A 24843-nucleotide genomic window follows, 5' to 3' on the forward strand; every position below is an offset into this window, starting at 1 on the left:
AGTGTAGTGGCCGAATGACGGTTGGCGTGCGGCTATATGTACTATCCTGAATGCGAACCCGCATCCGCGAGCTTTCATGTTCCGCTACCTGCTGACCGCTTTCCTGCTCTTTCCGCTCGTCCTTTCCGGTTGCAATGACAGCCCGGCTGTTGGTGCCAGCTCGCCGGGAGAGGGGGGTGTGCTGGTCGTGGCCACCCGCAACGGACCGACGACCTGGTATGTGGGGGCCGATCAGGACCCTGCCGGCCCCGAGCACGACCTCGTCGAGGCATTCGCCGAGGCACAGGGCTGGACGGTGGAATGGCAGGTCCACGAGTCCACCGCGGCGGTACTCGCCGCGCTCGACGAGGGGGAGGCCCACCTCGCCGCCGCGGGACTGACCCATCTGCCGGCCCGCGACGACCGTTTCGAGCAGGGGCTTTCCCACGGCGAGGTGGTCCAGCAGGTGGTCTGTCACCGCGAGGACCGTCCGTTGCCGGATACCGTCGAGGAGCTCGCCGACGTCGACCTGCACGTCACCGGGGAGTCGAGCTACGCCGGCCGGCTGGAGCGATTGTCCGAGCAGTTCGATGAACTGGCTTTCGAAACGCATGCGGATGTCAGTACCGAGGTGCTGCTCACCCGGGTGGCCGAACGTGAGATCGGTTGCACGGTGGCCGATTCGACCATCGTGCAGGTGCTGCGGCGTCACTGGCCGCATCTGGAGGTGGCATTCGACCTGGACGATCCCGAACCCGTCGGTTGGTATGCGGCCAACTCGCTGGAAGACCTGGCAAGGACCACTCGCGACTGGCGTGCTGGCGACAAGGGGCAGGCCGCCGTCGACCGGGTGCGCGAGCACTACTACGCCTATATCGGCGAGTTCGACTTCGTTGATCTGCGTGCCCTAAATCGCCGCCTGGACGAGCGTCTGCCGCGTTACCTGGACGAATTCGAGAAGGCCGGCGAGGTCACCGGGCTGCCGGTCGATCTGCTGGCAGCGATGGCCTACCAGGAATCTCACTGGGACCCGGAGGCCGTCTCGCCCACGGGGGTGCGCGGGATCATGATGCTGACCCAGCCGACGGCCAAGTCGCTCGGGGTCGAGAACCGGCTCGACCCGGAAGAGTCGATCATCGGTGGTGCCCGATACCTGGCCGACCGGCATGAACGCTTGCCGGCGGACATCCCGGAACCCGATCGCACCTATCTGGCGCTGGCGAGTTACAACATCGGCCGCGCGCACGTGCTCGATGCGCGCAAGTTGGCCCGGGAGCTGGGTCGCGACCCGGACTCCTGGAGCGACATGCGTGAGGTCTTGCCGCTCAAGGCGGACAAGCGCTACTACCCGAAGACCAAGTACGGCTATGCACGGGGCTACGAGCCGGTGCATTACGTGCAGCGCATTCGCAACTATCGCGACGTGATCGCCCGGGCGCTGTATGCCGACCTGCCGTGATGTCCGCAGCGGCATCGCAAACGAGAAAGGCCCCGGCTGAGCCGGGGCCTTTTTGACGGCCAGGCTGTCGGGACAGCCGGGCGGTTAGTAGTCGGTCGACTCCTCGACCTCGTCACCCATTTCCTCGGCCTCGCCACCCATCTCGTCGGTGGCTTCCTCGATCTCGTCGCCGGCCTCTTCCATGCTTTCATCGATCTGTTCGCCCGCTTGTTCCGCCGGGCCATCGTTGTCCGAGCAACCGGCCAGGGTCAGGCCCAGGGCCATCATCAGGGCAATCAGTGCGTTTCTGGCAGTCATGGCTTGTTCTCCTTATCGTCGATTGTCCGGACGTATCCGGAGTGGTTTCCGAGCCATCGGTGCGATGCAGTCTCGCCGAGACGTGGCCGGCTTCCATCGCACCTGACGGCCTTGGAGGCCTTGGGGCGCAACAAGTTTCAGAATCGATCGATCAAGCGGACATCGTCGATTGCCAGCTGGCCTGGACGCGGCCAGACATCAGCGGCCTTCTTGCCGATGGCGACCATGAAGCTGATCACGTGGTCGTCGGGCAGGCCGATCAATCGACCCACCGCATCGTAGTCGAAGCCGTCCATCGGGCAGGAGTCGAGGCCCATTTCTCGTGCCGCCAGCATCAGTGTCTGCCCCGCGATGCCGCAGCTACGCATCACCTCGTCGCGTTCGACCTGAGGTTGGTCCCGATAGTAGGCATCGATGGCGCCATGCATCATTTCCTGCACCTCGGCGGGGGCACCTTGCCAGACGCGTTCGGCTTCTGTCTGCCAGACGTCGCGACGACCGCAGAGGATGACCAGCATGGAGGCATCGGTGACCTGTGCCTGGTCCCAGGCTACCTCGCGGATGGCCTGCCGCTGGGCGGGATCGCGAACCACGACGAATCGCCAGTGCTGGAGATTGAAGGCCGTCGGTGACTTCATCGCCAGTTCGATCAGGCGGTCCTGTTCGGACTCGGACAAATGGTGTTCCGGGTCGAACTGCTTGATGGCGCGACGGGTCTCGATCGCTTCGCTGACTTGCATGCACTCTCCCGTGTTGTGGTGTGTTTGGCCGGGGAGTATAGGTGTCGTCGTTGGCGGTTGCCGAGGTGCGAAGGCCAGGTGAGCGGTACTAGAAGGACTTGCCGCGCAGGGCGCGCAGCAGGGCACGGGCCTGTTTGGCGGGTTTGTGGTGCGGGTTGAGTTCGCGTTCGGCACGGCGCTGCTCGGCCACCAGGCGACGCTGCTCGATGCTCTCGGGCGTTTCGCGGTAGAGCGCCTGCGCCTCGCTGGCCGGGCCGCGTTTGGGGTTGAGACCCTCGACGTCGACCACAAAGCGCATGCCCGCCTTGCCGATGGTCAGCCGGTCGCCCGGCCGGATGGCCTTGCCGCGCTTGCCCACCGTCTGGCCATTGAGTTCGATCTTGCCGCCGTCGATTGCCGCCGAGGCGAGTTGGCGGGTCTTGAAGAAGCGTGCCGCCCACAGCCAGGTGTCCAGGCGCTGGCTGTCGGGCTGAGGCGATGTGGCCTGGGACGGGCTTTTCTCGGGTCGTTTTTTCACGTCAGTGGCGACAATCCGGGTGGCCGTTAGGCTACGCTTTGGGACTCGTCGGACGCGCGTGGTGCGCGGTCCGGGAAATCGTTTTGATGTGGAGGCATCATGCAACTCGAACTGATCAGCTTCAAGCTCTGTCCTTTCGTCCAGCGCTCTGTGATCACGCTCAAGCACAAGGGTGTGCCTTTCGATACCACTTTCATCCAGCTGGATGATCCCCCGAGCTGGTTCGGCGAGGTCTCGCCGCTGGGCAAGGTGCCGGTGCTGAAGGTCGACGGCACGGTGCTGTTCGAGTCGGCGGTGATCAACGAATTCCTCGACGAGTCCTTCGGCGAGCGCATGCTCTCGGACGATGCGCTGGAGCGTGCCCAGCAGCGTGCCTGGATCGAGATGGGGTCGGCGGCCCTGTTCGCGATGTTCGGCACCATCACCGCACCGGAGGAAGCGGGGAGTGCGGCCAAGCGGGAGGAGCTGGCGAAGCTGATCGGCAATCTCGAACGCCAGCTGGCCAAGGCGCCGCCGGCACCATATTTCTCCGGGGCCAAGCTGTCGCTGGTCGACACGTCGTTCGCACCGCTGTTCCAGCGCCTGTTCGCGCTGCCGGAATCCATCGTCGACTGGGATGCCGTGCCAACCGTGAAGCGTTGGGGCGAGCAGCTGGTCGAGGAGCCGGTGGTGCGCGACTCGCTGCCCGAGGGCTTCGACGAGATGTTTCCGATGATGTTGAGAAAGATGAACGGCTGGTACGCCCAGCAGCATCTCGCCGGCTGATGCGCCGGAAGCCGCCTCAGCGGCTCCCGAGGCGGTGATTCAGCCAGCTGCCAATGCCGGCGCCGACCACGATGCCGGCACCCACCCAGGCGGCAAACCACTTGCCCTCGCCGAGCATGGCCAGTGCCGTGCCCGGGCAGACGCCGGTGCCCGCCCAGCCAAGCCCGAACAGGACGGCGCCCACGATCAGGCCGCGCTTGAACGGCTTGTGCTGGATCGTGATCGGCTGGCCGGTATTGCGTGCCCGCCATTGGCGGCGCCGGGCGAACCAGGTGAGCACGCCACCCAGCACCACGGCGGTGGCGATCACCCACAGCAGTCGCAGATCGTCGAACAGCAGCAGTTCGCTGATGATCAACGGGCTGGTCGCGCCGGCTCGGCTCAAGAGAAAGCCGAAGCCGATACCGAAGGCGAGGAAGAGCGCGTTGCGTCGGTTGAGCATCGTTCAGACCCCCAGCATCCAGGCGGCGAGCTGGGCGGTGCCCACCGCAACGGCGAAGAAGACGGCCGAGGCCAGGATGCTGGCCGGCGCGCCCATGGCCACCCCGGCAATGGTGTGCCCGGAGGTGCAGCCGCCGGCGAGCCGTGCCCCGAGCCCGATCAGAAGGCCGCCGATCAGCCACCAGAGCGCGGAGCCGAGGGTGGAGTCGGGTATCAAAGCCGAGTAGAAGCGGCCGAATTCGGCGGCGGTGCCTTGCCAGGCGGGGGCACCATCGGTGAGTGCGGCCAGCAGGCCGCCGAGCACGATGCCGAGCAGAAAGACGATCCGCCAGTCGCCGTCCCGGTCGCGTTGGCCTCCCGGACGCAGACTGGTGGCGAGATTCGCAAAGCCGGTCGAGCAGGACAGCGGCTGGTCGGCCAGCCAGCGTTGCCCGAAGGCGAGCAGGGCGATCAGCGCACCGACCAGCACGGGCGGCCAGAGCGGCGCGAAGAAGGCGTCGACCAAGGTCTCGAGCAGATCCATCATCTCCGTGGGCACCGTATGTCGATGAAATCCCGCACCTTAACGGCGATGCGGCATCGGCGCCAGCAGATGTTTTTCTGTGCCCATAACGACAGACACCCCCGGGGGACGGGGGTGTGAGCTTGCCGGTGCGGACGGAACGGTGTCAGTCGGACTGGCGCTCCCCGCCTTCGAGCTTCTCGGGCAGCGTGATGTTGAGCTCGAACAGTTCGAACTGCTCGTTGTGCTCGACCTCGAACTTGACCGCATCGTCCTCGACGTGGACGTATTTGCGGATCACCTCGAGGATCTCCTTCTGCATCTCGGGCAGGTAGTTCGGGGTCCGGTGCTGGCCCTGAGCCCGCTCGTGAGCGATCAGGATCTGCAGGCGCTCCTTGGCCATCTTGGCCGAGGGCTCGTTTGATCGGGTACGGAAGATGTCGAGCAGTCCCATGGCTTAACTCCGACCGAACAGGCGACCGAGGAACGACTTCTTCTCGGTCTCGATGAAACGCATCGGACGGTCCTCGCCCAGCAGGCGGCCGACGGCATCCTCGTAGGCCTGACCGGCGTCGGTGGAATCGTCCAGGATCACCGGGCGGCCGGCGTTGGACGCCTGCAGCACCGCGTTGGATTCCGGGATCACGCCCAGCAGCGGCACGGCCAGGATCTCCATCATGTCTTCCACCGAGAGCATCTCGCCGGTGCCGACCCGATCCGGGGCATAACGGGTGATCAGGAGGTGTTCCTTGATTGCGGTCTCGCCTTCCTTCGCCCGGCGCGACTTGCTGGCGAGGATGCCCAGCATGCGATCGGAGTCTCGCACCGAGGAGATTTCCGGGTTCGAGACCACGATGGCCTCGTCGGCGTAGTACATCGCCAGCTGCGCGCCGCGCTCGATGCCGGCCGGCGAGTCGCAGACGATGTAGTCGAAACCTTCCTCGCGCAGTTCGTCGAGGACCTTGCCGACACCCTCCTCGGAGAGGGCGTCCTTGTCCTTGGTCTGGGAGGCGGGCAGGACGTAGAGGTTGTCGACCTCCTTGTGCCGGATCAGTGCCTGGTTGAGGCCTGCCTCGCCGTGGATGACGTTGACGATGTCGTAGACGACCCGTCGCTCGACACCCATGATCAGGTCGAGATTGCGCAGACCGACATCGAAGTCGATCACGACGGTCTTCTTGCCGGCCATGGCCAGCCCGCTCGAAATGGCCGCGCTGGTCGTTGTCTTGCCAACGCCACCCTTACCGGAAGTTACCACCAGGACTTTGGACACGGATTGTCTCCCTACTCGCGAAAGATTGTTGACGTTTTTGTTGCCTGCCGGCTGCGGCCGGCAGGCTGCGGGTCGTCAGGGTGGCCGGACTGTGCCACAAAGCCGTCTGTTTCCCAACGATCCCCGTTATGAACGGTCTGCCTGGGACGTTCAGTCGAATGCCTGGACTGCCAGCTGGCCGTCCCTCAGTTCTACCACGACCCGTTTGCCCCATGCCGGGTGCCGGGCGAGCTGTTCGCCGTCGAGGAACGTGCCGCAGATGGCGATGATCTCGGGCTCGAACGACTCGCAGAAGATGCGTGCCTCGCTCTGATTGCCGGCGCCGGCCGCTGCGGTGCCCTTGAGGGCGCCGTGGATGTAGATCGACCCGTCGGCTACCACGCGGGCGCCGGCGCCGACCGTGTTCATTACCACCATGTCCTGTCCCTGGGCGTAGAGTTCGGTGCCCGACCGCACGGGGTGGCGCAGGATCATGGGCGCGACCGGGCCGGCCGGCCGTGCCGGGGTCTCGGCTTGGGGTTCGGCGGATGCCGCCGTCTCGGCGGCCGGTTCCAGTTGAGGCTCGGGCTCCGGTTCCGGTGCGCGTTCGGCTGCCGCCGCCGGAGCAGTGGGCACGACCTCCTGGTCATCGAATACCGGCAGCTCGGCGCTGCGCGCCTGGGTCTTCTGTTGATCGTTGCCGTGGACCACACCGACCGGTTCGAGCCGGTAGTTGCGCAGGAGGCTGACCAGTGCGGGGAAGTCGATCCACTTGCCGCTGTCGGCGATGGCGGCCAGGTCGATCACGCAAGGCTCGCGCTCGTCGCCGACGCCCGGGTTGCCGAAACGCTCGCTCAGGCTGCGGGTGAGCTTGAGCAGATGGGTTTCGTAGAGATGCACATGGGTGAGGGCGAGCGGGCGTTGGTCGATGTCGAGGGCCGCGGTGCCGGTACGGCCGGCCTTGCGAGTGGTTGCGGTCATGTGGGGCTCGAAACTCATCCTGATTGTTGTTGGAATCGTGGTTCCCGCGCCGTTACAGGCGGCACAGGGCGAGGCGGAATTCGATGTCCTCCTGGACTTGCCGGGGATGGCCGTTCTCCCGGTCCAGGGTCATGAAGCGCACGGTGAAGCGGTGCTTGCCGGCGCTGATCTCGGGGTAGGATACCGTGCCCTCGTCGATCATCACCCGCAGCAACTGGTACGGCGTCGCGCTCTCGATGCTCTGCTGCAGGAACCCGTCTTCGGCGACCACCGACATGGTGTCGACGCTGTTGCGGATCAGGTCGATCACCATCTCGTTGGCCTGCCGGATGTCGGCGAACGGCTCCAGCCAGGTGTCGATGTCCTCGCGTCGCTTTTCCTCCGGCAGCCCCAGCCAGTAGTGCAGGCCGGGGATGTCGAACTCGCACAGTGCGCCGGGGATGGATGCCCGCTGGCGCACGGCGTTGAGGAGTTCGTGTGTCTTGAGGTGGGCGCCGGGCTGGGCATGGTAGGCATGCAGCGCCTTGATCAGGCCGTCCTGCTTTTTGAGCAGCGCGTTGAGCTTCTCGCGGTCGACGCCGGGGGAGTCGGGCACGTTCATCAGGCGTGCCTGCTGCCGCTCGAGCTCCTTGATCAGTTCCCGCTTGATGTCGATGCGCGAGAGAACGTCCGAGGCTTCGAGCAGCAGGAGCACCGTGCAGAGGGTGTCGTCGCGCGACGAGCTCTGCAGGTGGTGGTCGATGCGCGAGAACAGGTGGTCGAGCCTCAGGCAGGCCCGAATCCGTTCGTTCAGCGGTTGCTCGAAGATTTTCAGAGGTGCGTTCCGATCCATTGGATGCCGATGCTCGTCGAGAGTGGGTAGCCCGTCTCGCTCTCGCCATTCTCTGCCTGCCCGCGGAATAACTCAACTCCCACGGAGCGGGCGCGGCGTCGGGCCGTCAGTCCGGCTCGTACCCCAGAATCGGCGCCAGCCACTTCTCGGCCTCGGCCCGGCTCCAGCCCTTGCGTCGGGCATAGTCCTCGACCTGATCCTGGCCAATCCGGCCGACGCCGAAGTAGCGTGCCTCCGGATGGGCGAGGTACCACCCCGAGACCGCGGCACCGGGATGCATGGCGTACGAGTCGGTCAATTCCATTCCGATGCGCTCGGGCGCCAGGAGTTCCCACAACAGACCCTTTTCGGTGTGATCCGGGCAGGCGGGATAGCCGGGAGCGGGACGGATGCCCTGGTATTTCTCCGCGATCAGCTCGTCGTTGGAGAGTGCCTCGTCGGCGGCATACCCCCAGAACTCCTTGCGCACCCGCTCGTGGAGCCGCTCGGCGAAGGCCTCGGCCAGGCGGTCGGCGAGCGACTGCAGCATGATGGCCTTGTAGTCGTCGTTGGCCTCCTCGAAGCGCTTGACGTGCGGCTCGATGCCTAGCCCCGTGGTGACAGCGAACCCGCCGATCCAGTCCCTGACCTTGCTGCCGGTGGGTGCAACGAAGTCGGCCAGGCACTGGTTGGGCTTGCCGCCGGAGCGCGGCATCTGCTGGCGGATGTGGTGCAGGGAGGTCAGCACGCCCTGGCGCGACTCGTCGGTGAACACGCGGATGTCGTCGTCCACCGAGGCGGCCGGCCAGAAGCCGTAGACGGCATTGGCGGTGAGCCACTTCTCCTCGACGATCTGCTTGAGCATGGCGCGGGCATCCTCAAAGAGCTTGCGCGCCTCGGTGCCGACCTTGTCGTCATCGAGGATCGCCGGGAACTTGCCGAACAGCTGCCAGCTCTGGAAGAAGGGCGTCCAGTCGATCCGCTCGACGAGCTCCTCGAGCGGATAGTCCTCGAGCACGTGTACGCCCGGCTGTTGTGGCGCGACCGGGGTGTAGTCGTCGAAATCCACCCGCTGGCGGTTGTCGCGTGCCTGCTGAATGGAGACCCGCTTGGCCTCCTTCTGGTTGGCCTGGCGGCGGGCGACCACCTTGTCGTATTCGCCCTCGACCTCGTCGACGAAGGCCTGCTTGTTCTTGCCCAGGAGCTTCGATGCCACGCCCACGGCGCGCGAGGCGTCGAGCACGTGGATGACCGGGTGGTCGTAGGCCGGGTTGATCTTGATGGCCGTGTGCAGCTTGGATGTGGTCGCCCCGCCGATCATCAGCGGGATGTCGAAGCCCTGGCGCTGCATTTCGCTGGCCACGTTGACCATCTCGTCGAGCGACGGGGTGATCAGGCCCGAGAGGCCGATCAGGTCGGCGTTTTCCTCACGGGCGGTGTCGAGGATCTTCTGCGTCGGCACCATCACGCCGAGATCGATGATCTCGAAGCCGTTGCACTGCAGGACCACGCCGACGATGTTCTTGCCGATGTCGTGGACGTCGCCCTTGACCGTCGCCATGACGATTTTCCCGGCCGACTGGGCGTTGCAGCTCTCGGCCTCCATGTAGGGCAGCAGGTGGGCGACCGCCTTCTTCATCACGCGGGCGGACTTGACCACCTGCGGCAGGAACATCTTGCCGGCGCCGAACAGGTCGCCGACGACGTTCATGCCGTCCATCAGCGGGCCCTCGATCACGTGCAGCGGCAGCTCGGCGTTCTGGCGCGCCTCCTCGGTGTCCTCGATGACGTACTCGTCGATGCCCTTGACCAGCGAATGCTCGAGGCGCTTTTCCACCGGCCACTCGCGCCATTCGAGACTTGGACCGCTGGATTTCTCGCCGCCGGAGTCGCGGTACTTGTCGGCGATCTCCAGCATGCGGTCGGTGGCGTCATCGCGTCGGTTCAGGACGATGTCCTCGACCGTCTCGCGCAGCTCGTCGGGGATCTCGTCGACCACGGCCAGCTGGCCGGCGTTGACGATGCCCATGTCCATCCCGGCGCGGCCGGCGTGGTAGAGGAAGACGCTGTGGATCGCCTCGCGCACCGGCTCGTTGCCGCGGAAGGAGAACGACACGTTCGAGACCCCGCCGGAGACCAGCGCGTGCGGCAGGTTCTCCTTGATCCAGCGGGTGCCCTCGATGAAGTCGACCGCGTAGTTGTTGTGCTCCTCGATGCCGGTGGCGATGGCGAAGATGTTCGGGTCGAAGATGATGTCCTCGGGCGGGAATCCGATTCCGGTGAGCAGATCGTAGGCCCGCTGTGCGATCTCCTTGCGCCGCTCGAGGTTGTCGGCCTGGCCGTCCTCGTCGAAGCCCATGACCACGGCGGCCGCACCGTAGCGTTGCACGACGCGCGCCTGCTCGAGGAAGGATTCCTCGCCTTCCTTCAGCGAGATCGAGTTGACCACGGCCTTGCCCTGGACGCACTTCAGGCCCGCTTCGATCACCTCGAACTTCGAGGAGTCGATCATGATCGGCACTCGCGAGATGTCCGGCTCGGCGGCGACGAGGTTCAGGAAGCGCTGCATCGCTTCGACGCCGTCGATCAGGCCCTCGTCCATGTTGATGTCGATCATCTGCGCGCCGTTCTCGACCTGCTGGCGGGCGACGTCCAGGGCCGTGTCGTAGTCGTTTTCCTTGATCAGGCGACGGAAACGCGCCGAGCCGGTGACGTTGGTACGTTCGCCGATGTTCACGAACAGCGAGTCGGGGCTGATGTTGAACGGCTCGAGTCCCGACAGGCGGCAGGCGACTTCCGGTGCGACCGGCTTGCGCGGGGCGACACCCTCGACGCGGCGTGCCATCTCGGCGGTGTGCGCCGGGGTGGTGCCGCAGCAGCCGCCGATGATGTTCAGCAGGCCCGCCTCGGCCCATTCGCCGATCGAGGCGGCCATCGGGTCGGCCTCCAGGTCGTACTCGCCCAGTTCGTTGGGCAGGCCGGCGTTGGGATGGGCGGAGACGAAGTACTCGCTCACCCGCGAGAGTTCGGCGACGTACTGGCGCAGCAGGTCCGGGCCGAGCGCGCAGTTCAGGCCGATCGACAGCGGCCGGGCGTGGCGCAGGCTGTTGTAGAAGGCTTCGGTGGTCTGGCCCGACAGGGTGCGCCCGGAGGCATCGGTAATGGTGCCGGAGATCATTACCGGCCAGCGCTGGCCGCGGTCGGCGAACAGCTCCTCGAGCGCGAACACCGCCGCCTTGGCGTTGAGCGTGTCGAAGATGGTCTCGACCAGGAAGATGTCGACGCCGCCCTCGAGCAGTGCCTCGGCCGACTCGCGGTAGGCATCGACCAGCTCGTCGAAGCTGGTGTTGCGGTAGCCGGGGTCGTTGACGTCCGGCGAGATCGAAGCGGTGCGGTTGGTGGGGCCGAGGATGCCGGCGACGAAGCGCGGCTTGTCGGGCGTCTCGGCGGTCTTCGTATCCGCGGCCTTGCGGGCGATCTGCGCGGCGACGACGTTGATCTCCCGCGACAGCTCCTCCATCTGGTAGTCGGCCATGGCGATGCGCGTGGCCGAGAAGGTGTTCGCCTCGATGATGTCCGCGCCGGCATCCAGGTACTGGCGATGGATGTCCTCGATCACGTCGGGGCGCGTCAGCACGAGCAGGTCGTTGTTGCCCTTGAGGTCGACCGGCCAGTCGGCGAAGCGCTCGCCGCGGAAGTCGTCTTCCGACAGCTGGGCGTTCTGGATCATGGTGCCCATCGCGCCGTCGAGCACCAGGATGCGCTGGCGCATCAGGTCACGGAGCTGGTCGAAAACGGGATGGTCTCGGTCGATCGAAGTCATGGGCGACGCGGGGTCCTGGGCCGGCCGGCAACCCAGCTGCGGGCAGGGCGCCGGTCGGCGGGTGAATGGCGGTGAAAGCCCCGCAGTATAACGCAGCGAAGGGGGGCTCCGGTTGCGGGGGTCAGCGTCGCTGCTGTGAATGCGTGCGACGCAGCCGCAGGCGTCGCTGCGCCTGTCGGCGGCGCTTGTGAGCGGCGATATTGAGCCGCCACAGCAGCCGGATGATGGTGAAGCCGGCGATCGAGCTGACGAAAGCCATGGTCAGCAGGCCGATCCCGAGCGGCAGCCAGATATGGGGCAGTTGTCCCATGGCGTAACCGATGCTCATCTCGCCACCGGCCGGCGGTGGCAGGGTCCAGCCGGTCAGGGTGGCTCCGACCTGGTAGGCGAGCCACAGCAGCGGCGGGATGGTGATCGGGTTGGTCGCCCAGACCATGGCGACGGCCAGCGCGATGTTGACGCGCATGAAGATCGCGGCAGTGGCGGCGATCAGCATCTGGCCGGGCAGGGGGATGAAGGCGAGAAACAGGCCGAGTGCCACGCCGCCGGAGACCGAGCGGCGATTGAGATGCCAGAGGTTGGGGTCGCCGAGAAACTGGGCCACCGGCCGCAGGAACGGCTGGTTGACGATCCGGTGGCGGTTCGGTGTCAGGCGACGAAAGAACTTTCGTGGCATTGAGGCCTCGTCGAACGTCGACTCGGGAGACACGAGTCTAGTCGGCCAGTTGCCGACTCTCATGAAGCAGGGCGGTCCGTCGCGTCCAGGCCCGGGGCATCCAGCCGTGCCGGGCGGTCGAGTCTAGCGACTCTTGAGCAGATCGCGCAGCTTGCGGCTCAACGTCATGTAGCTCTGCTTTTCCTCATCGCTCAGCTCGCCGATCACGGCGTGGCGGAATTGCGCCAACGCGCGGTCGGCCTCCTCGATGCGTGGTCGCGCGCCCGGCTTGAGCCAGATGGTCTTGGCGCGTCGGTCGGCCTCCGAGACGCGTCGTTCGATCCAGTCACCCTTCTCCAGGCCGTCGAGCAGCTTGACCAGTGTCGGTCCCTCGATCGCGAGTTCGCCGGCAAGATCTTTCTGTGTGCGCCCCTCGCCTTCGTCACGCAGGATGCGCAGCACGGCCCAGGCCGAGGCGGTCAGGTCGAAGGCCCCGAGGGTCTCGTTGACCTGGACGCGCCACAGGCGCGACACGTCGAACACCAGTCGAGTGAATTCGTCTTCGCGCTGCTGGACGGGATCTTTCGATTCGGTCATGGGTTCGGTGTGGCTGTCATAAAAATCGAATACCCATATGGTCGCATCCCCGATGGGATTTCGCCATCTTGATACGCTCGGCGGTGCCTGCGAGGGCATTCTGCCGGGGTGGTTCCGGCCCGGGCGAAGCCGGCTTCGGGCAGCCATTGCGGGAATGGGGCAACCCCGATTACCTGCGGTGGTGCAGATTGCCGCAACAGGCGGTTTGCGGTAAGATTCGGCCCCTGAAACGGGGCCCGTCGGTCCGCCATCAACCTCCTCTCGATATGGTTCGTTAATGACCAAGTTCGTCTTCGTTACCGGTGGGGTCGTCTCGTCACTGGGCAAGGGAATCGCCGCCGCCTCGCTGGGTGCGCTGCTCGAATCGCGCGGGCTGCGTGTGACGCTGATGAAGCTCGATCCGTACATCAACGTCGACCCCGGCACGATGAGCCCCTTCCAGCACGGTGAGGTGTTCGTCACCGACGACGGCGCGGAAACGGACCTCGACCTGGGTCATTACGAGCGCTTCGTGCGCTCCCCGGTCGGGCGGCGCAACAACTTCACCACCGGTCGGGTCTACGAGACCGTCATCCGTCGCGAGCGGCGCGGTGACTACCTCGGCGGGACCGTGCAGGTGATTCCGCACGTGACCGACGAAATCAAGCGTCGCGTCGTCGAGGGCTCCAAGGGCTACGACGTCGCGCTGATCGAAATCGGTGGCACGGTCGGCGACATCGAGTCGCTGCCGTTCCTCGAGGCGATCCGCCAGCTGGGCGTGGAAATGGGCCGTGATCGCGCCATTTTCATGCACCTGACGCTGGTGCCGTTCATCAAGGCGGCCGGCGAGGTCAAGACCAAGCCCACCCAGCACTCGGTCAAGGAACTGCGCTCGATCGGCATCCAGCCGGATGTGCTGGTCTGTCGCGCCGAGGTGCCGCTGCCGGAAGAGGAGCGGCGCAAGATCGCGCTGTTCACCAACGTCGAGCACGACGCGGTCATCTCCGCGATCGACGCGGACACCATCTACCGCATTCCGCGCCTGCTGCACACGCAGAAGCTCGACGAGACGGTGCTGCGGAAACTGCATATGAGTGCCGGGCCGGCCGATCTCAGCGAATGGGATCGCGTGGTCGAGGCGCAGACCAAGCCCGACCGGATCGTCGACATCGCGATGGTCGGCAAGTACGTCGACCTGGTCGACGCCTACAAGAGTGTCAACGAGGCACTGCTGCACGCCGGTATCCAGACCCGGACGCGGGTCAATATCCACTACTTCGATTCCGAGGCCTTCGAGCATGACGGCGTGGCCCGCCTCGAGGGCATGGACGCCATCCTGGTGCCCGGCGGCTTCGGCTCGCGTGGTGTCGAAGGCAAGATCGCGGCCGTGAAGTATGCCCGCGAGTCCGGCAAGCCGTATCTGGGCATCTGCCTCGGCATGCAGGTCGCGGTGATCGAGTACGCCCGCAATGTCGCGGGTCTCGAGGGGGCGCACTCGACCGAGTTCGACCGCGAGGCCAAGCACCCGGTCATCGCCTTGATCACGGAGTGGACCGACGAGCACGGCAACCGTATCGAGCGCAGCGAGGACGTGGATCTCGGCGGCACCATGCGCCTGGGCGCGCAGCGCTGCCGGATCGAGCCCAAGACACTGGCTCATCAGGTCTACGGCAGTGACGAGATCAGCGAGCGCCATCGCCACCGCTACGAATTCAACAACGGCTACCAGCAGCCGCTGGCCGAGGCCGGACTGACGTTCGGTGGCTGGTCGGCCGAGAACCAGCTGGTCGAGACCGTCGAGCTGGCCGACCATCCGTTCTTCTTCGGTTGCCAGTTCCACCCGGAATTCCGTTCCACGCCGCGCGATGGCCACCCGCTGTTCATCGCCTTTGTCAACGCCGCCCATGCCCAGCGGGTGGGTAAATCCGAGGCCATGGATAACGAATGACGATGAAACTGCTCGACTTCGAGGTGGGGCTGGACCAGCCGCTGTTCCTGATTGCCGGTCCCTGCGTGATCGAGTCCGAGACGCTGGCGCAGGAAACCGCCGGACGGCTCAAGGAAATGGCGGATACCGCCGGCATCCGGCTGATCTACAAGAGCTCGTTCGACAAGGCGAACCGCTCCTCGACCGAGAGCTATCGTGGCCCCGGCATGGAGAAGGGGCTGGCGATCCTCGAGGACGTCAAGCGCGAGTTCGATCTGCCGGTGCTGACCGACGTGCACGAGGACACGCCGCTCGAGGAAGTGGCCTCGGTGGTCGATGTCCTGCAGACGCCGGCCTTCCTCTGCCGCCAGACCAACTTCATCCAGAACGTCGCCCGGCAGGGCAAGCCGGTCAACATCAAGAAGGGCCAGTTTCTCGCCCCCTGGGACATGGCCAACGTGGTGGAAAAGGCCCGCGCCGTGGGCAATGATCAGGTGATGGTCTGCGAGCGCGGCGTTTCTTTCGGCTACAACACCCTGATCTCCGACATGCGCGGCCTGGCGATCATGCGCCAGACCGGCGCGCCGGTGGTCTTCGACGCCACCCACTCGGTGCAGCAGCCGGGCGGGCAGGGCAAGGCCTCGGGCGGTCAGCGAGAGTTCGTGCCGGTGCTGGCGCGCGCCGCGGTGGCCGCGGGCGTATCCGGCCTGTTCATGGAGACGCACCCGAATCCGGACGTGGCGCTGTCCGACGGGCCAAATGCCTGGCCGCTGGACGAAATGGCCGACCTGCTGCTGACGCTCACGACCCTGGACCGGACAGTCAAGGCCTCCGGGTTCCCGGAAAACGGGCGGCTGGGCCTGGGCGACTGAGTCGGCCGGTCAACGAATCACTGGGCGCGAGGCCGGGGTGCCTCGGGCCGCAACCGCATCCAAACCGAACAATCTATTGGGAGAACACTGCATGGCAGCCATCGAGCGAGTGCACGCACGCGAAGTCATCGATTCACGCGGCAATCCGACCGTCGAAGCGGAGGTCCACCTGGCCGGTGGCGTGATCGGTCGGGCGATCGTGCCCTCCGGCGCTTCGACCGGCGCCCGCGAGGCGATCGAGCTGCGTGATGGCGACAAGAGCCGCTTTCTCGGCAAGGGCGTGACCAAGGCGGTTGCCAACGTCAACGGCGAGATCAACGAGGCGGTCAAGGGCATGAGCGTTCACGCCCTGGCCGACATCGACAACAAGATGATCGAGCTCGACGGCACCGAGAACAAGTCGCGTCTGGGCGCGAACGCCATTCTCGCCGTCTCGCTGGCGGCCGCCCAGGCCGGTGCGCTCGAGCGCGGCGAACCGCTGTTCTCTTACCTCGGCGGTGATGACGCCGTGACCCTGCCGGTGCCGATGATGAACATCATCAACGGCGGCGAGCACGCCGACAACTCCATCGACATGCAGGAGTTCATGATCATCCCGGCGGGTGCGCCGAGCTTCACCGAGGCGCTGCGCTACGGCGTCGAGGTGTTCCACGCCCTGAAGAAGGTCCTGGCGGCACGCGGTCTGTCGACGGCCGTCGGTGACGAGGGTGGCTTCGCCCCGGACCTGCCGTCCAACGAGGCGGCCATCGAGGCCATCATGGAGGCGATCGAGAAGGCCGGCTACACCCCGGGCAAGGACGTCTTCCTCGGTCTGGACGCGGCGAGCTCCGAGTACATCAAGGACGGCAAGTACGTCCTGACCGGCGAGAACCGTACGCTGGACGCCGCCGGCATGGTCGACCTGCTGGCCGACTGGGTCGAGCGTTACCCGATCCTGTCGATCGAGGACGGCATGGCCGAGGATGACTGGGACGGCTGGGCGCTGCTGACCGAGCGCCTGGGCGACAAGTGCCAGCTGGTCGGCGATGACCTGTTCGTCACCAACGAGAAGATCCTGCGCGAGGGCATCGAGCGCAAGATCGCCAACTCGATGCTGGTGAAGGTCAATCAGATCGGCACGCTGACCGAGACGCTGGCCGCCATGCGTCTGGCCCAGGAGAACGGCTACACCAACGTCGTCTCCCACCGCTCGGGCGAGACCGAGGACACCACCATCGCGGATCTCTCGGTGGCCACCAATGCCGGTCAGATCAAGACCGGTTCGCTGTCGCGCTCCGACCGTATCGCCAAGTACAACCAGCTGCTGCGCATCGAGGAGCGCCTGGGCGACAAGGCCCGCTTCCCGGGCCGCGCGGCGTTCGGCCAGTAAGGCGCAAGGCGCGGCCGTGACCCCTCGTCAGCCCAGGATTCCAGCGACATGCGCGGCCTGACCGTCGTCCTGGTCCTGATGCTGGCCGGCCTGCAGTATCGGGTCTGGTTCGGTGATGCCTCGGTGGGCGAGATTCACCAGAAGGAAGCTCGCCTGGCACTGCTCGAGGCCGAACAGACCCGCCTGGATCGGCGCAACGAAACCCTGGTCGCGGAGGTCGAGAGCCTTCGTCAGGGGGTCGATGCCGTTGAGGCTCAGGCGCGGCTCAACCTCGGGCTGGTGCGCCCGGACGAGCATTTCTACCAGGTGATCGAGGCGGTTCGTCCCGACACCATCATGCCGCCCACGGTGGATTCGTCCCGCTCGTCTCGCGCCCTGATCGATGAGTGACGCCGAGGTGAGAGAGCGCGGTCCGGTTGCCGCCGGGCGCTGGTGGCTGCTGCTGCCGGCCGCGGGCTCCGGTCAGCGCATGCAGAGCGAGGTCCCCAAGCAGTACCTGCGCCTGGGTCAGCGCTCCGTGCTGGAGATCACGCTCTCCCGCTTTGTCGACCTTCCCGGCCTTGCCGGCGTGATCCTGGTGACGTCGGCCCCGATTCCCGATGCCATTAACGACGGCCTCGCCGAGCTCCGGGTCCCGGTCCACCGGGTCGAGGGCGGTCCTACCCGTGCCGAGAGCGTTCGCAACGGCCTGGTGATGTTCCGTGAGCGTCGGGCTGAACTGGCCTCGGTCGAGGCGAAAAGCGGCGAAGACGAATGGGTGATGGTGCACGACGCGGCTCGCCCCTGCGTCCGTCCGGCGGACGTCGAGCGCTTGCTGCGGCAGGTGCGCGCCCCCGAGGGCGGGCTGCTGGCCGCGCCGGTGCGCGACACCATCAAGCGTGTCGATGCCGACGGACACGTGGCCGAGACGGTCGACCGGCAGCCGCTGATGCACGCGCTTACCCCGCAGTTGTTTCCCGCGCAGGTGCTGCGAGATGCGCTCGACGCGGCACTGGCAGCCGGTTTCGAGGTGACCGACGAATCGTCGGCGTTGGAGCGGGCGGGGCGGTATCCTCGCGTGGTCCCGGGGGCGGCGGACAATCTCAAGATCACCCATCCGGAGGATCTGGCGATCGCCCGCGCGATTCTCGTTCGTCAGGGGGTGCTCGATGACTGACCCCATGTCCCTGCGTGTCGGTCATGGCTTTGACGTGCATGCCTTCGAGCCAGGTGACCATCTGTGTATCGGAGGGTGCCGGATCCCGTTCGACCGGGGCTTTCGCGCGCACTCCGACGGCGACGTGCTGTTGCATGCGATCTGCGACGCGTTGCTGGGTGCGGCGTCACTGGGCGACATCGGCCGGCATTTTCCGGACACCGACCCCGCCTATGCCGGCGCCGACAGCCGCGAACTGCTCGGCCATGTGGTCGACCTGCTGACGGCGGAAGGCTGGTCGGTGGTCAATATCGACGGAACCGTCATCGCGCAGGCGCCGAAGCTCGCTCCCTGGATCGAGCCCATGCGCGAGGCGATTGGCCGGGCGGCTCGGTTGACCGTCGATCGGGTCAACGTCAAGGCAACCACCTCGGAGCGGCTCGGCTTTACCGGGCGAGGGGAGGGTGTGGCTGCCGAGGCGGTCGCCTTGCTCTGTCGAACCGCCAAGCCGGATTGATTTATGGGGGGCGGCCAAGTAGGCTTGTCGCCCGTTTCCCGGGGTGGCTCCCGACAGGTCGAGCCAACCCGGACGTCGCAACGCTCTTGAACATTGAAGTGGAACCATCGGATGCGTAAACCGATTGTTGTTGGAAACTGGAAGCTCAACGGGTCGTCTGCCGATAACGAGTCGCTCGTGCTCGGCGTCCTCGATGGCATGCGTGAACTGGCCGGTATCGACGTGGGCGTCTGCCCGCCCTTCGTCTACCTGCCGCAGGTCGCGAAGCTGGCCGAAGCGACCGATCTGGGTCTCGGCGCGCAGAACTGCAGCGAGCATGACAGCGGCGCGTTCACCGGCGAGGTGGCTCCGGGCATGTTGCATGACGTCGGCGCACGCTACGTGATCGTCGGTCACTCGGAGCGTCGGGCAATGTACGGCGAGACCGACGCGATCGTCAGCGACAAGGTCAAGGCCGCGCTGGCGGCCGGCCTGACCCCGATCCTGTGCGTCGGCGAGACGCTCGAAGAGCGCGAGTCCGACGAGACCGAAGCGGTGGTTCGACAGCAGCTGGCGGCCGTGGTCGCCGGCAACGGCATCGAGGCGTTCAAGAACATCGTGATCGCCTACGAGCCGGTCTGGGCGATCGGCACCGGCCGCACCGCCTCGCCGGAGCAGGCCCAGGAGGTGCATGCCTTCATTCGCGCCCAGCTCGCCGACCACGACGCGAACGTCGCGCAGTCGGTACGCATCCAGTACGGCGGCTCGATGAAGCCGGGCAACGCGGCCGAGCTGCTGGCGCAGCCGGACATCGACGGCGGCCTGATCGGCGGCGCGTCGCTCAAGGCCGAGGATTTTCTTGGCATCTGCCGTGCAGCGGCAGAGACGGTAGGTTAAACAATGACGACATTCGTGATCATCGTCCACGTGCTGCTGGGCCTGACCCTGATCGGTCTGGTGCTCATTCAGCACGGCAAGGGGGCGGATGCCGGCGCAGCGTTCGGTTCGGGCGCTTCCGGCACCGTTCATGGCGCTCGTGGGCCGGCTAACAGCCTGCAGAAACTGACGGGTTGGCTGGTGGTGGCCTTTTTCGGCACCAGTCTGTTGCTTGCCTACGTGATTAACACTTCCCAGGAGCCCTCGAGCGTGGTAGATTCTGCACCCGTTTCCGAGAGCGGGAACGTTGCCGAGCAGGACGGAAGCACCCCGTCCGACAAGCCGGCAGACAAGCCGACCGACGTCCCATCCCCGAACTCGGCGGCACCCTCTGGGCAGAACGAAGACGGCAGCACCCAATAGCCGTCGGAGGAGCCTGGAAGTAACGATGGGCAACCGTCGTTACGGCCGGACCAAGCGTTGGTCCGGTTGACAATCAAAGCGGACGTGGTGGAACTGGTAGACACGCTATCTTGAGGGGGTAGTGGCGAAAGCCGTGTGGGTTCGAGTCCCACCGTCCGCACCAAACACACTTTTCCGGTTCGATTCGCTATCCTTGTACGTTGCCCTGGTCTGATCCGCGGCACGCGCAAGGCAGTCGAACGCGCAGAAAAAAGACCGGCCGGATGGCCCGGCCGGTGTTCGAGCAAGAGGGTGTCAGATGCTTGAAGGCTACATTCCCATCCTGATCTTCTTCGGTGTGGCCACCCTGTTCTCCCTGGGGCTCCTGGTCGTCGGCCAGGTCCTGGCACCCAACCGTCCGGATTCGGCCAAGCTGGATGCATACGAGTGCGGTTTCGCGCCCTTCGAGGACGCCCGCATGAAGTTCGACATCCGCTACTACCTGGTGGCGATCCTTTTCATCATCTTCGATCTCGAGATCGCCTTTTTGTTCCCGTGGGCCGTGGCGCTTGATCACATCGGCGGCTTCGGTCTCGCGGCAATGGCCATCTTCCTTGGCGTTCTGGTGGTCGGCTTCATTTACGAGTGGAAGAAGGGGGCGCTGGAATGGGAGTAGAAGGCGTTCTGGAAAAGGGCTTTGTCACCACCTCGGCCGACAAGCTGATCAACTGGGCGCGTACCGGTTCGCTGTGGCCGATGACGTTCGGTCTGGCCTGTTGCGCCGTCGAGATGATGCATGCCGGCGCAGCCCGGTACGACCTCGACCGCTTCGGCGTGGTGTTCCGCCCCAGTCCGCGGCAGTCGGACGTCATGATCGTCGCCGGTACCCTGGTCAACAAGATGGCGCCGGCACTGCGCAAGGTCTACGACCAGATGGCCGAGCCGCGCTGGGTCATCTCGATGGGGTCCTGCGCCAATGGCGGCGGCTACTACCACTATTCCTACTCGGTGGTGCGCGGCTGTGACCGCATCGTGCCGGTGGATATCTACGTGCCCGGCTGCCCGCCCACGGCGGAAGCCCTGCTGTACGGGATCATCCAGCTGCAGAACAAGATCCGTCGCACCAACACCATCGCGCGTGCCTGACCGGTACCGGCAAGCACAGGGGTAGCCTCATCCATGAACCTGCAAACGGCCCTCAAGGAAACCATCGGCGAGTACATCGTCGATCAGACCATTGACCGCGGCGAGATGACCATCGAGGTCGAGGCCAAGCACTGGCGGGAAGTCGCGGAACGGCTCGAGAAGAGCGAAGCGACCCGCTTCGAGCAGTGCGTCGACCTTTGCGGCATCGATTATCTGGAATATGGCCGCGACGAGTGGGCCGGTGAAGAGACGGTGTCCTACACCGGCTACAGCCGCGGCGTGGAGCCGAATACCAGCGGTTGGCTGAAGTTCGGTGACGAGCCGGACACCGGCGACCTCGGTCGGCCGCGCTTCGCGGTCGTTGCCCACCTGCTGTCCTACACGCACAACTGGCGTCTGCGGGTCCGCATCTACTGCCCGGACGATCAGGCGCCGGCAGTGCCCTCGGTCGTGTCCGTCTGGGCCGGCGTGAACTGGTTCGAGCGCGAGGCCTTCGACCTGTTCGGCATTCTGTTCGACGGCCATCCGGACCTGCGTCGCATCCTGACCGACTACGGTTTCGTCGGGCACCCGTTCCGCAAGGACTTCCCCCTGATCGGCAACGTCGAGGTGCGCTACGACACCGAGAAGGAGCGTGTCGTCTACGAACCGGTGTCGATCGAGCCGCGGGTGCTGGTGCCGAAGGTGCACCGCGACGACAGCCGTTACATTGACCTCGACGAGGGCTGATAGATGCCGGAAATCGCCAACTACACCCTGAATTTCGGTCCCCAGCACCCGTCGGCCCACGGCGTGCTGCGCCTGGTGCTCGAGATGGACGGCGAAACGGTCGTCCGTGCCGATCCGCACATCGGCCTGCTGCACCGCGCGACCGAGAAGCTCGCCGAGAGCAAGCCGTACAACCAGTCGATCGGCTACATGGACCGGCTCGACTACGTCTCGATGATGTGCAACGAGCACGCCTACGTGCGCGCCATCGAGCAGCTGCTCGACCTCGAGATTCCCGAGCGTGCCCAGTACATTCGGGTGATGTTCGACGAGATCACCCGCATCCTGAACCATCTGCTGTGGCTGGGCGCGCACGCGCTCGACATCGGCGCGATGGCCGTGTTCCTCTACGCGTTCCGCGAGCGCGAGGACCTGATGGACTGCTACGAGGCGGTCTCCGGCGCGCGCCTGCACGCCACCTACTACCGCCCGGGCGGCGTGGCTCGCGACCTGCCGGACTCGATGCCGAAGTACCAGGCCTCGAAGTGGCACAGCGAGCGTGAAGTCAACCGGATGAACGAGGCGCGCCAGGGTTCGCTGCTCGACTTCCTCGAGGACTTCACCGAGCGTTTCCCGAAGTACGTCGACGAATACGAGACCCTGCTGACCGACAACCGGATCTGGAAGCAGCGCACCGTCGACATCGGCATCGTCTCCAAGGAGCGTGCGCTGCAGATGGGCTTTACCGGTCCGATGCTGCGCGGCTCGGGCGTCGAGTGGGATCTGCGCAAGCACCAGCCGTACGCGGTCTACGACCAGCTCGACTTCGACATCCCGGTGGGCGTGAACGGCGACTGCTACGACCGCTACCTGGTGCGTGTCGAGGAGATGCGCCAGTCCAACCGCATCATCCGCCAGTGCATCGACTGGCTGCGCAAGAACCCGGGTCCGGTCATGGCTGACGACCACAAGGTCGCACCGCCGCGCCGCGAGGAGCTGAAGGCGGACATGGAGTCACTGATCCACCACTTCAAGCTGTTCACCGAGGGTTACACGCTGCCGCGTGGCGAGGCCTACTCGGCCGTGGAGCACCCGAAGGGCGAGTTCGGCATCTACCTGGTCTCCGACGGGGCCAACAAACCGTACCGCCTCAAGATCCGTGCGCCGGGCTTCGCGCACCTGTCGGGTCTGGATGAAATGTCGCGTGGCCACATGCTGGCCGACGTCGTGGCGATCATCGGCACCCAGGACATCGTATTCGGAGAGGTCGACCGCTGATGACCGAGAGCAAACTCCACCTGCTGACCGATCACACCCGCGAGGAGATCGACGGCTGGCTCGCTCGTTATCCCGAGGACCAGAAGCAGTCGGCCTCGCTGGCCGCGCTGCGGATCGTGCAGCACCAGAACGACGGCCACGTCACCGTCGACCTGATGGACGCGATCGCCGAGTACCTCGAGATGGAGCCGATCTCGGTCTACGAGGTGGCATCGTTCTACTCGATGATCGAGACCAAGCCCTGTGGGCGGCACCACGTCTCGGTCTGCACCAACATTGCCTGCTCGCTGATGGGTTCCGACGAGATCGTCAATCATTGCGAGAAGAAACTGGGCATCAAGACCGGCGAATCGACGCCGGACGGCCGTATCCTGCTGAAGAAGGAAGAGGAGTGCCTCGCGGCCTGCGGCGGCGGGCCGATGATGCAGGTCGATCACGTCTACTACGAGAACCTCACCCCGGAACGGGTCGACGAGATTCTCGACAAGCTGGATTGACGCCATGAGTTTCAACTACGCGAGTTCCACTGCGGTCTGCTTCGCCACGCTGGGCCACGAGAAGCCCTGGTCGCTCGAGGCCTACCTCGAGGCCGGCGGCTACCAGGCCTGGAAGAAGATCCTCGAGGAGAAGACCGATCCGGCGCTGATCATCGAGGAGATCAAGACCTCGAACCTGCGCGGTCGTGGCGGGGCGGGCTTCCCGACCGGCCTGAAGTGGTCGTTCATGCCGCGCAACGCCCCGGGGCAGAAGTACATCGTCTGCAACTCGGACGAGTCCGAGCCGGGCACGTTCAAGGATCGCCAGATCCTGATGAACAACCCGCACGCGCTGGTCGAGGGCATGGCGATCGCCGGCTACGCGATCGGCGCGACCAAGGGCTACAACTACATGCGCGGCGAGTTCTCGGACCTGGTGTTCCAGCGCTTCGAGCAGGCCGTGAAAGAGGCCTACGAGTACGGCATGCTCGGCGAGAACGTCCAGGGGTCGGGTATCGACTTCGACCTGTGGGGGTCGCTGGGTGCGGGTGCCTACATCTGCGGCGAGGAAACGGCGTTGCTCGAATCGCTCGAGGGCAAGAAGGGCCAGCCGCGATTCAAGCCGCCGTTCCCGGCCAACTTTGGCCTCTACGGTCGCCCGACCACGGTCAACAACACCGAGACGCTGTCGTCCGTGCCGGCGATCATGCGCAACGGCGGCCAGTGGTTCGCCGATCTCGGCGTGCCGAACAGTGGTGGCGTGAAGATCTGGTCGGTCTCCGGCCACGTCAACAAGCCGGGCGTGTTCGAGATCCCGATGGGCACGCCGTTCGCGGATCTGCTGGAAATGGCCGGCGGCATGCGTGGCGGCAAGAAGTGCAAGGCCGTGATCCCCGGCGGCACGTCGTCGCCGGTCATCCCGGGCGAGATCATGCTCGAGACCAACATGGACTACGACGCGATCGCCAAGGCCGGCACGTTCCTGGGTTCGGGCGGGCTGATCGTCATGGACGAGGACACCTGCATGGTCAAGGCGCTGCGGCGCGTGGCCCAGTTCTACTACAAGGAATCCTGCGGCCAGTGCACGCCGTGCCGTGAGGGCACCGGCTGGCTCTACCGCATGCTCAACCGCATCATCGACGGCAAGGGCACGTCGGAGGATCTCGACCGCCTCGACGACGTCGCCAGCAAGATCGAGGGACGCACGATCTGCGCCTTCGGCGATGCGGCGGCGACGCCGGTACGGAGCTTCATCAAGCATTTCCGTCCGGAATTCGAGTACTACATCAAGCACGGCCACAGCATGGTGGACCGCGCCTCCCAGGCGGCCTGAATCCGGCCGTGCGAGCAGGTTTCCCGG

Annotated in this window: 28 protein-coding genes and 1 tRNA gene; 17 read left to right on the forward strand and 12 right to left on the reverse strand. The window is 65.6% G+C overall.

Going from position 1 to position 24843, the window contains the following annotated elements; genetic code table 11:
* The first annotated feature begins 76 nt into the window (after nucleotides 1–76).
* Nucleotides 77–1438 carry a membrane-bound lytic murein transglycosylase MltF gene (mltF, locus tag AWR35_RS09450; protein ID WP_058575698.1) on the forward strand — a complete coding sequence of 454 codons (1362 nt, stop codon included), beginning with the start codon at nucleotides 77–79 and terminating at the stop codon, nucleotides 1436–1438.
* A gap of 84 nt (nucleotides 1439–1522) precedes the next feature.
* Here mltF and AWR35_RS09455 read toward each other — a convergent pair whose 3' ends face one another.
* The 3 genes from AWR35_RS09455 to AWR35_RS09465 form a co-directional block, all read right to left on the reverse strand.
* Nucleotides 1523–1735: a hypothetical protein gene (locus AWR35_RS09455; protein ID WP_058575699.1), complete on the reverse strand. Its 213-nt coding sequence runs from the start codon at nucleotides 1733–1735 to the stop codon at nucleotides 1523–1525.
* Nucleotides 1736–1872: 137 nt separating this feature from the next.
* Nucleotides 1873–2475, reverse strand: a complete 603-nt coding sequence (locus AWR35_RS09460) for a nitroreductase family protein (RefSeq protein ID WP_058575700.1) — start codon at nucleotides 2473–2475, stop codon at nucleotides 1873–1875.
* A gap of 88 nt (nucleotides 2476–2563) precedes the next feature.
* The gene (locus tag AWR35_RS09465; RefSeq protein ID WP_058575701.1) at nucleotides 2564–2992 is read right to left on the reverse strand and encodes an RNA-binding S4 domain-containing protein; all 429 of its coding nucleotides are present in this window, start codon (nucleotides 2990–2992) and stop codon (nucleotides 2564–2566) included.
* Nucleotides 2993–3091: 99 nt separating this feature from the next.
* Here AWR35_RS09465 and AWR35_RS09470 point away from each other — a divergent pair, with 99 nt between their 5' ends.
* A complete protein-coding gene (locus tag AWR35_RS09470) occupies nucleotides 3092–3757 on the forward strand; it encodes a glutathione S-transferase family protein (RefSeq protein ID WP_058575702.1) in 666 nt (221 codons plus the stop codon).
* A gap of 16 nt (nucleotides 3758–3773) precedes the next feature.
* Here AWR35_RS09470 and AWR35_RS09475 read toward each other — a convergent pair whose 3' ends face one another.
* The 9 genes from AWR35_RS09475 to AWR35_RS09515 all read right to left on the reverse strand — a co-directional run bounded on the left by AWR35_RS09475 (nucleotide 3774) and on the right by AWR35_RS09515 (nucleotide 12819).
* The gene (locus AWR35_RS09475) at nucleotides 3774–4199 is read right to left on the reverse strand and encodes a DUF6691 family protein (protein WP_058575703.1); all 426 of its coding nucleotides are present in this window, start codon (nucleotides 4197–4199) and stop codon (nucleotides 3774–3776) included.
* A gap of 3 nt (nucleotides 4200–4202) precedes the next feature.
* Nucleotides 4203–4724, reverse strand: coding sequence for a YeeE/YedE thiosulfate transporter family protein (locus AWR35_RS09480; protein ID WP_082664044.1), 522 nt, complete (start codon nucleotides 4722–4724; stop codon nucleotides 4203–4205).
* Nucleotides 4725–4866: 142 nt separating this feature from the next.
* Nucleotides 4867–5154, reverse strand: a complete 288-nt coding sequence (gene minE, locus AWR35_RS09485; RefSeq protein ID WP_058575705.1) for a cell division topological specificity factor MinE — start codon at nucleotides 5152–5154, stop codon at nucleotides 4867–4869.
* A 3-nt stretch (nucleotides 5155–5157) separates the two neighbouring features.
* The gene (gene minD, locus AWR35_RS09490; RefSeq protein ID WP_058575706.1) at nucleotides 5158–5973 is read right to left on the reverse strand and encodes a septum site-determining protein MinD; all 816 of its coding nucleotides are present in this window, start codon (nucleotides 5971–5973) and stop codon (nucleotides 5158–5160) included.
* A gap of 150 nt (nucleotides 5974–6123) precedes the next feature.
* On the reverse strand, nucleotides 6124–6933 hold the full coding sequence (gene minC, locus AWR35_RS09495; protein ID WP_197408189.1) for a septum site-determining protein MinC: 810 nt from the start codon (nucleotides 6931–6933) through the stop codon (nucleotides 6124–6126).
* 52 nt (nucleotides 6934–6985) lie between these two features.
* Nucleotides 6986–7765 (reverse strand): cell division protein ZapD, encoded by a 780-nt coding sequence (gene zapD, locus AWR35_RS09500; protein ID WP_058575708.1) that lies wholly within the window; start codon nucleotides 7763–7765, stop codon nucleotides 6986–6988.
* 106 nt (nucleotides 7766–7871) lie between these two features.
* Entirely contained in the window at nucleotides 7872–11567 is a 3696-nt protein-coding gene (gene metH, locus AWR35_RS09505) for a methionine synthase (protein WP_082664045.1), read from the reverse strand.
* A gap of 121 nt (nucleotides 11568–11688) precedes the next feature.
* On the reverse strand, nucleotides 11689–12243 hold the full coding sequence (locus AWR35_RS09510) for a DUF2062 domain-containing protein (RefSeq protein WP_058575709.1): 555 nt from the start codon (nucleotides 12241–12243) through the stop codon (nucleotides 11689–11691).
* Nucleotides 12244–12366: 123 nt separating this feature from the next.
* Nucleotides 12367–12819, reverse strand: coding sequence for a MarR family transcriptional regulator (locus tag AWR35_RS09515; RefSeq protein ID WP_058575710.1), 453 nt, complete (start codon nucleotides 12817–12819; stop codon nucleotides 12367–12369).
* Nucleotides 12820–13096: 277 nt separating this feature from the next.
* On the opposite strand from AWR35_RS09515, the gene AWR35_RS09520 reads away from it, so the two are divergent.
* From AWR35_RS09520 to nuoF, 15 genes are all read left to right on the forward strand, one after another.
* Nucleotides 13097–14746, forward strand: coding sequence for a CTP synthase (locus tag AWR35_RS09520; protein WP_058575711.1), 1650 nt, complete (start codon nucleotides 13097–13099; stop codon nucleotides 14744–14746).
* Between the two features lie 2 nt (nucleotides 14747–14748).
* Nucleotides 14749–15597 (forward strand): 3-deoxy-8-phosphooctulonate synthase, encoded by an 849-nt coding sequence (kdsA, locus tag AWR35_RS09525; RefSeq protein WP_058575712.1) that lies wholly within the window; start codon nucleotides 14749–14751, stop codon nucleotides 15595–15597.
* Between the two features lie 91 nt (nucleotides 15598–15688).
* Nucleotides 15689–16966, forward strand: coding sequence for a phosphopyruvate hydratase (eno, locus tag AWR35_RS09530; RefSeq protein WP_058575713.1), 1278 nt, complete (start codon nucleotides 15689–15691; stop codon nucleotides 16964–16966).
* A gap of 48 nt (nucleotides 16967–17014) precedes the next feature.
* Nucleotides 17015–17356, forward strand: coding sequence for a septum formation initiator family protein (locus tag AWR35_RS09535; RefSeq protein ID WP_058575714.1), 342 nt, complete (start codon nucleotides 17015–17017; stop codon nucleotides 17354–17356).
* Nucleotides 17349–18122, forward strand: a complete 774-nt coding sequence (ispD, locus tag AWR35_RS09540) for a 2-C-methyl-D-erythritol 4-phosphate cytidylyltransferase (RefSeq protein WP_058575715.1) — start codon at nucleotides 17349–17351, stop codon at nucleotides 18120–18122. Before AWR35_RS09535 ends, ispD begins: the two co-directional genes overlap by 8 nt.
* Before the next feature lie 4 nt (nucleotides 18123–18126).
* Nucleotides 18127–18618 carry a 2-C-methyl-D-erythritol 2,4-cyclodiphosphate synthase gene (gene ispF / locus AWR35_RS09545; RefSeq protein WP_197408193.1) on the forward strand — a complete coding sequence of 164 codons (492 nt, stop codon included), beginning with the start codon at nucleotides 18127–18129 and terminating at the stop codon, nucleotides 18616–18618.
* A gap of 111 nt (nucleotides 18619–18729) precedes the next feature.
* On the forward strand, nucleotides 18730–19494 hold the full coding sequence (gene tpiA / locus AWR35_RS09550; RefSeq protein WP_058575716.1) for a triose-phosphate isomerase: 765 nt from the start codon (nucleotides 18730–18732) through the stop codon (nucleotides 19492–19494).
* Nucleotides 19495–19497: 3 nt separating this feature from the next.
* Entirely contained in the window at nucleotides 19498–19896 is a 399-nt protein-coding gene (gene secG / locus AWR35_RS09555) for a preprotein translocase subunit SecG (RefSeq protein ID WP_058575717.1), read from the forward strand.
* Between the two features lie 78 nt (nucleotides 19897–19974).
* A tRNA-Leu gene (locus tag AWR35_RS09560) sits at nucleotides 19975–20059 on the forward strand.
* Between the two features lie 135 nt (nucleotides 20060–20194).
* A complete protein-coding gene (locus tag AWR35_RS09565; RefSeq protein ID WP_058575718.1) occupies nucleotides 20195–20551 on the forward strand; it encodes an NADH-quinone oxidoreductase subunit A in 357 nt (118 codons plus the stop codon).
* Nucleotides 20542–21021, forward strand: a complete 480-nt coding sequence (locus tag AWR35_RS09570) for an NADH-quinone oxidoreductase subunit B (protein WP_058575719.1) — start codon at nucleotides 20542–20544, stop codon at nucleotides 21019–21021. Before AWR35_RS09565 ends, AWR35_RS09570 begins: the two co-directional genes overlap by 10 nt.
* Nucleotides 21022–21054: 33 nt before the next feature.
* Entirely contained in the window at nucleotides 21055–21750 is a 696-nt protein-coding gene (locus AWR35_RS09575) for an NADH-quinone oxidoreductase subunit C (RefSeq protein WP_058575720.1), read from the forward strand.
* A gap of 3 nt (nucleotides 21751–21753) precedes the next feature.
* The gene (locus tag AWR35_RS09580) at nucleotides 21754–23007 is read left to right on the forward strand and encodes an NADH-quinone oxidoreductase subunit D (RefSeq protein ID WP_058575721.1); all 1254 of its coding nucleotides are present in this window, start codon (nucleotides 21754–21756) and stop codon (nucleotides 23005–23007) included.
* A complete protein-coding gene (locus AWR35_RS09585) occupies nucleotides 23007–23504 on the forward strand; it encodes an NAD(P)H-dependent oxidoreductase subunit E (RefSeq protein WP_058575722.1) in 498 nt (165 codons plus the stop codon). The genes AWR35_RS09580 and AWR35_RS09585 overlap by 1 nt, the downstream gene beginning before the upstream one ends.
* A 4-nt stretch (nucleotides 23505–23508) precedes the next feature.
* Complete coding sequence (gene nuoF, locus AWR35_RS09590) at nucleotides 23509–24816, forward strand: NADH-quinone oxidoreductase subunit NuoF (protein ID WP_058575723.1); 1308 nt, start codon at nucleotides 23509–23511, stop codon at nucleotides 24814–24816.
* The last annotated feature ends 27 nt before the right edge of the window (nucleotides 24817–24843 follow it).

The organism is Guyparkeria sp. WRN-7 (assembly GCF_001641825.1).
In the GTDB taxonomy this organism is placed as follows: domain Bacteria; phylum Pseudomonadota; class Gammaproteobacteria; order Halothiobacillales; family Halothiobacillaceae; genus Guyparkeria.

What these genes read in the sequence shown, in the direction of transcription:
- mltF (WP_058575698.1), top strand. Translation starts at nt 77, where the DNA reads ATGTTCCGCTACCTGCTGACCGCTTTCCTGCTCTTTCCGCTCGTCCTT.
- AWR35_RS09455 (WP_058575699.1), bottom strand. Translation starts at nt 1,735, where the DNA reads ATGACTGCCAGAAACGCACTGATTGCCCTGATGATGGCCCTGGGCCTG.
- AWR35_RS09460 (WP_058575700.1), bottom strand. Translation starts at nt 2,475, where the DNA reads ATGCAAGTCAGCGAAGCGATCGAGACCCGTCGCGCCATCAAGCAGTTC.
- AWR35_RS09470 (WP_058575702.1), top strand. Translation starts at nt 3,092, where the DNA reads ATGCAACTCGAACTGATCAGCTTCAAGCTCTGTCCTTTCGTCCAGCGC.
- AWR35_RS09475 (WP_058575703.1), bottom strand. Translation starts at nt 4,199, where the DNA reads ATGCTCAACCGACGCAACGCGCTCTTCCTCGCCTTCGGTATCGGCTTC.
- AWR35_RS09480 (WP_082664044.1), bottom strand. Translation starts at nt 4,724, where the DNA reads ATGATGGATCTGCTCGAGACCTTGGTCGACGCCTTCTTCGCGCCGCTC.
- minE (WP_058575705.1), bottom strand. Translation starts at nt 5,154, where the DNA reads ATGGGACTGCTCGACATCTTCCGTACCCGATCAAACGAGCCCTCGGCC.
- minC (WP_197408189.1), bottom strand. Translation starts at nt 6,933, where the DNA reads ATGACCGCAACCACTCGCAAGGCCGGCCGTACCGGCACCGCGGCCCTC.
- zapD (WP_058575708.1), bottom strand. Translation starts at nt 7,765, where the DNA reads ATGGATCGGAACGCACCTCTGAAAATCTTCGAGCAACCGCTGAACGAA.
- metH (WP_082664045.1), bottom strand. Translation starts at nt 11,567, where the DNA reads ATGACTTCGATCGACCGAGACCATCCCGTTTTCGACCAGCTCCGTGAC.
- AWR35_RS09510 (WP_058575709.1), bottom strand. Translation starts at nt 12,243, where the DNA reads ATGCCACGAAAGTTCTTTCGTCGCCTGACACCGAACCGCCACCGGATC.
- AWR35_RS09515 (WP_058575710.1), bottom strand. Translation starts at nt 12,819, where the DNA reads ATGACCGAATCGAAAGATCCCGTCCAGCAGCGCGAAGACGAATTCACT.
- AWR35_RS09520 (WP_058575711.1), top strand. Translation starts at nt 13,097, where the DNA reads ATGACCAAGTTCGTCTTCGTTACCGGTGGGGTCGTCTCGTCACTGGGC.
- kdsA (WP_058575712.1), top strand. Translation starts at nt 14,749, where the DNA reads ATGAAACTGCTCGACTTCGAGGTGGGGCTGGACCAGCCGCTGTTCCTG.
- eno (WP_058575713.1), top strand. Translation starts at nt 15,689, where the DNA reads ATGGCAGCCATCGAGCGAGTGCACGCACGCGAAGTCATCGATTCACGC.
- AWR35_RS09535 (WP_058575714.1), top strand. Translation starts at nt 17,015, where the DNA reads ATGCGCGGCCTGACCGTCGTCCTGGTCCTGATGCTGGCCGGCCTGCAG.
- ispD (WP_058575715.1), top strand. Translation starts at nt 17,349, where the DNA reads ATGAGTGACGCCGAGGTGAGAGAGCGCGGTCCGGTTGCCGCCGGGCGC.
- ispF (WP_197408193.1), top strand. Translation starts at nt 18,127, where the DNA reads ATGTCCCTGCGTGTCGGTCATGGCTTTGACGTGCATGCCTTCGAGCCA.
- tpiA (WP_058575716.1), top strand. Translation starts at nt 18,730, where the DNA reads ATGCGTAAACCGATTGTTGTTGGAAACTGGAAGCTCAACGGGTCGTCT.
- secG (WP_058575717.1), top strand. Translation starts at nt 19,498, where the DNA reads ATGACGACATTCGTGATCATCGTCCACGTGCTGCTGGGCCTGACCCTG.
- AWR35_RS09565 (WP_058575718.1), top strand. Translation starts at nt 20,195, where the DNA reads ATGCTTGAAGGCTACATTCCCATCCTGATCTTCTTCGGTGTGGCCACC.
- AWR35_RS09570 (WP_058575719.1), top strand. Translation starts at nt 20,542, where the DNA reads ATGGGAGTAGAAGGCGTTCTGGAAAAGGGCTTTGTCACCACCTCGGCC.
- AWR35_RS09575 (WP_058575720.1), top strand. Translation starts at nt 21,055, where the DNA reads ATGAACCTGCAAACGGCCCTCAAGGAAACCATCGGCGAGTACATCGTC.
- AWR35_RS09580 (WP_058575721.1), top strand. Translation starts at nt 21,754, where the DNA reads ATGCCGGAAATCGCCAACTACACCCTGAATTTCGGTCCCCAGCACCCG.
- AWR35_RS09585 (WP_058575722.1), top strand. Translation starts at nt 23,007, where the DNA reads ATGACCGAGAGCAAACTCCACCTGCTGACCGATCACACCCGCGAGGAG.
- nuoF (WP_058575723.1), top strand. Translation starts at nt 23,509, where the DNA reads ATGAGTTTCAACTACGCGAGTTCCACTGCGGTCTGCTTCGCCACGCTG.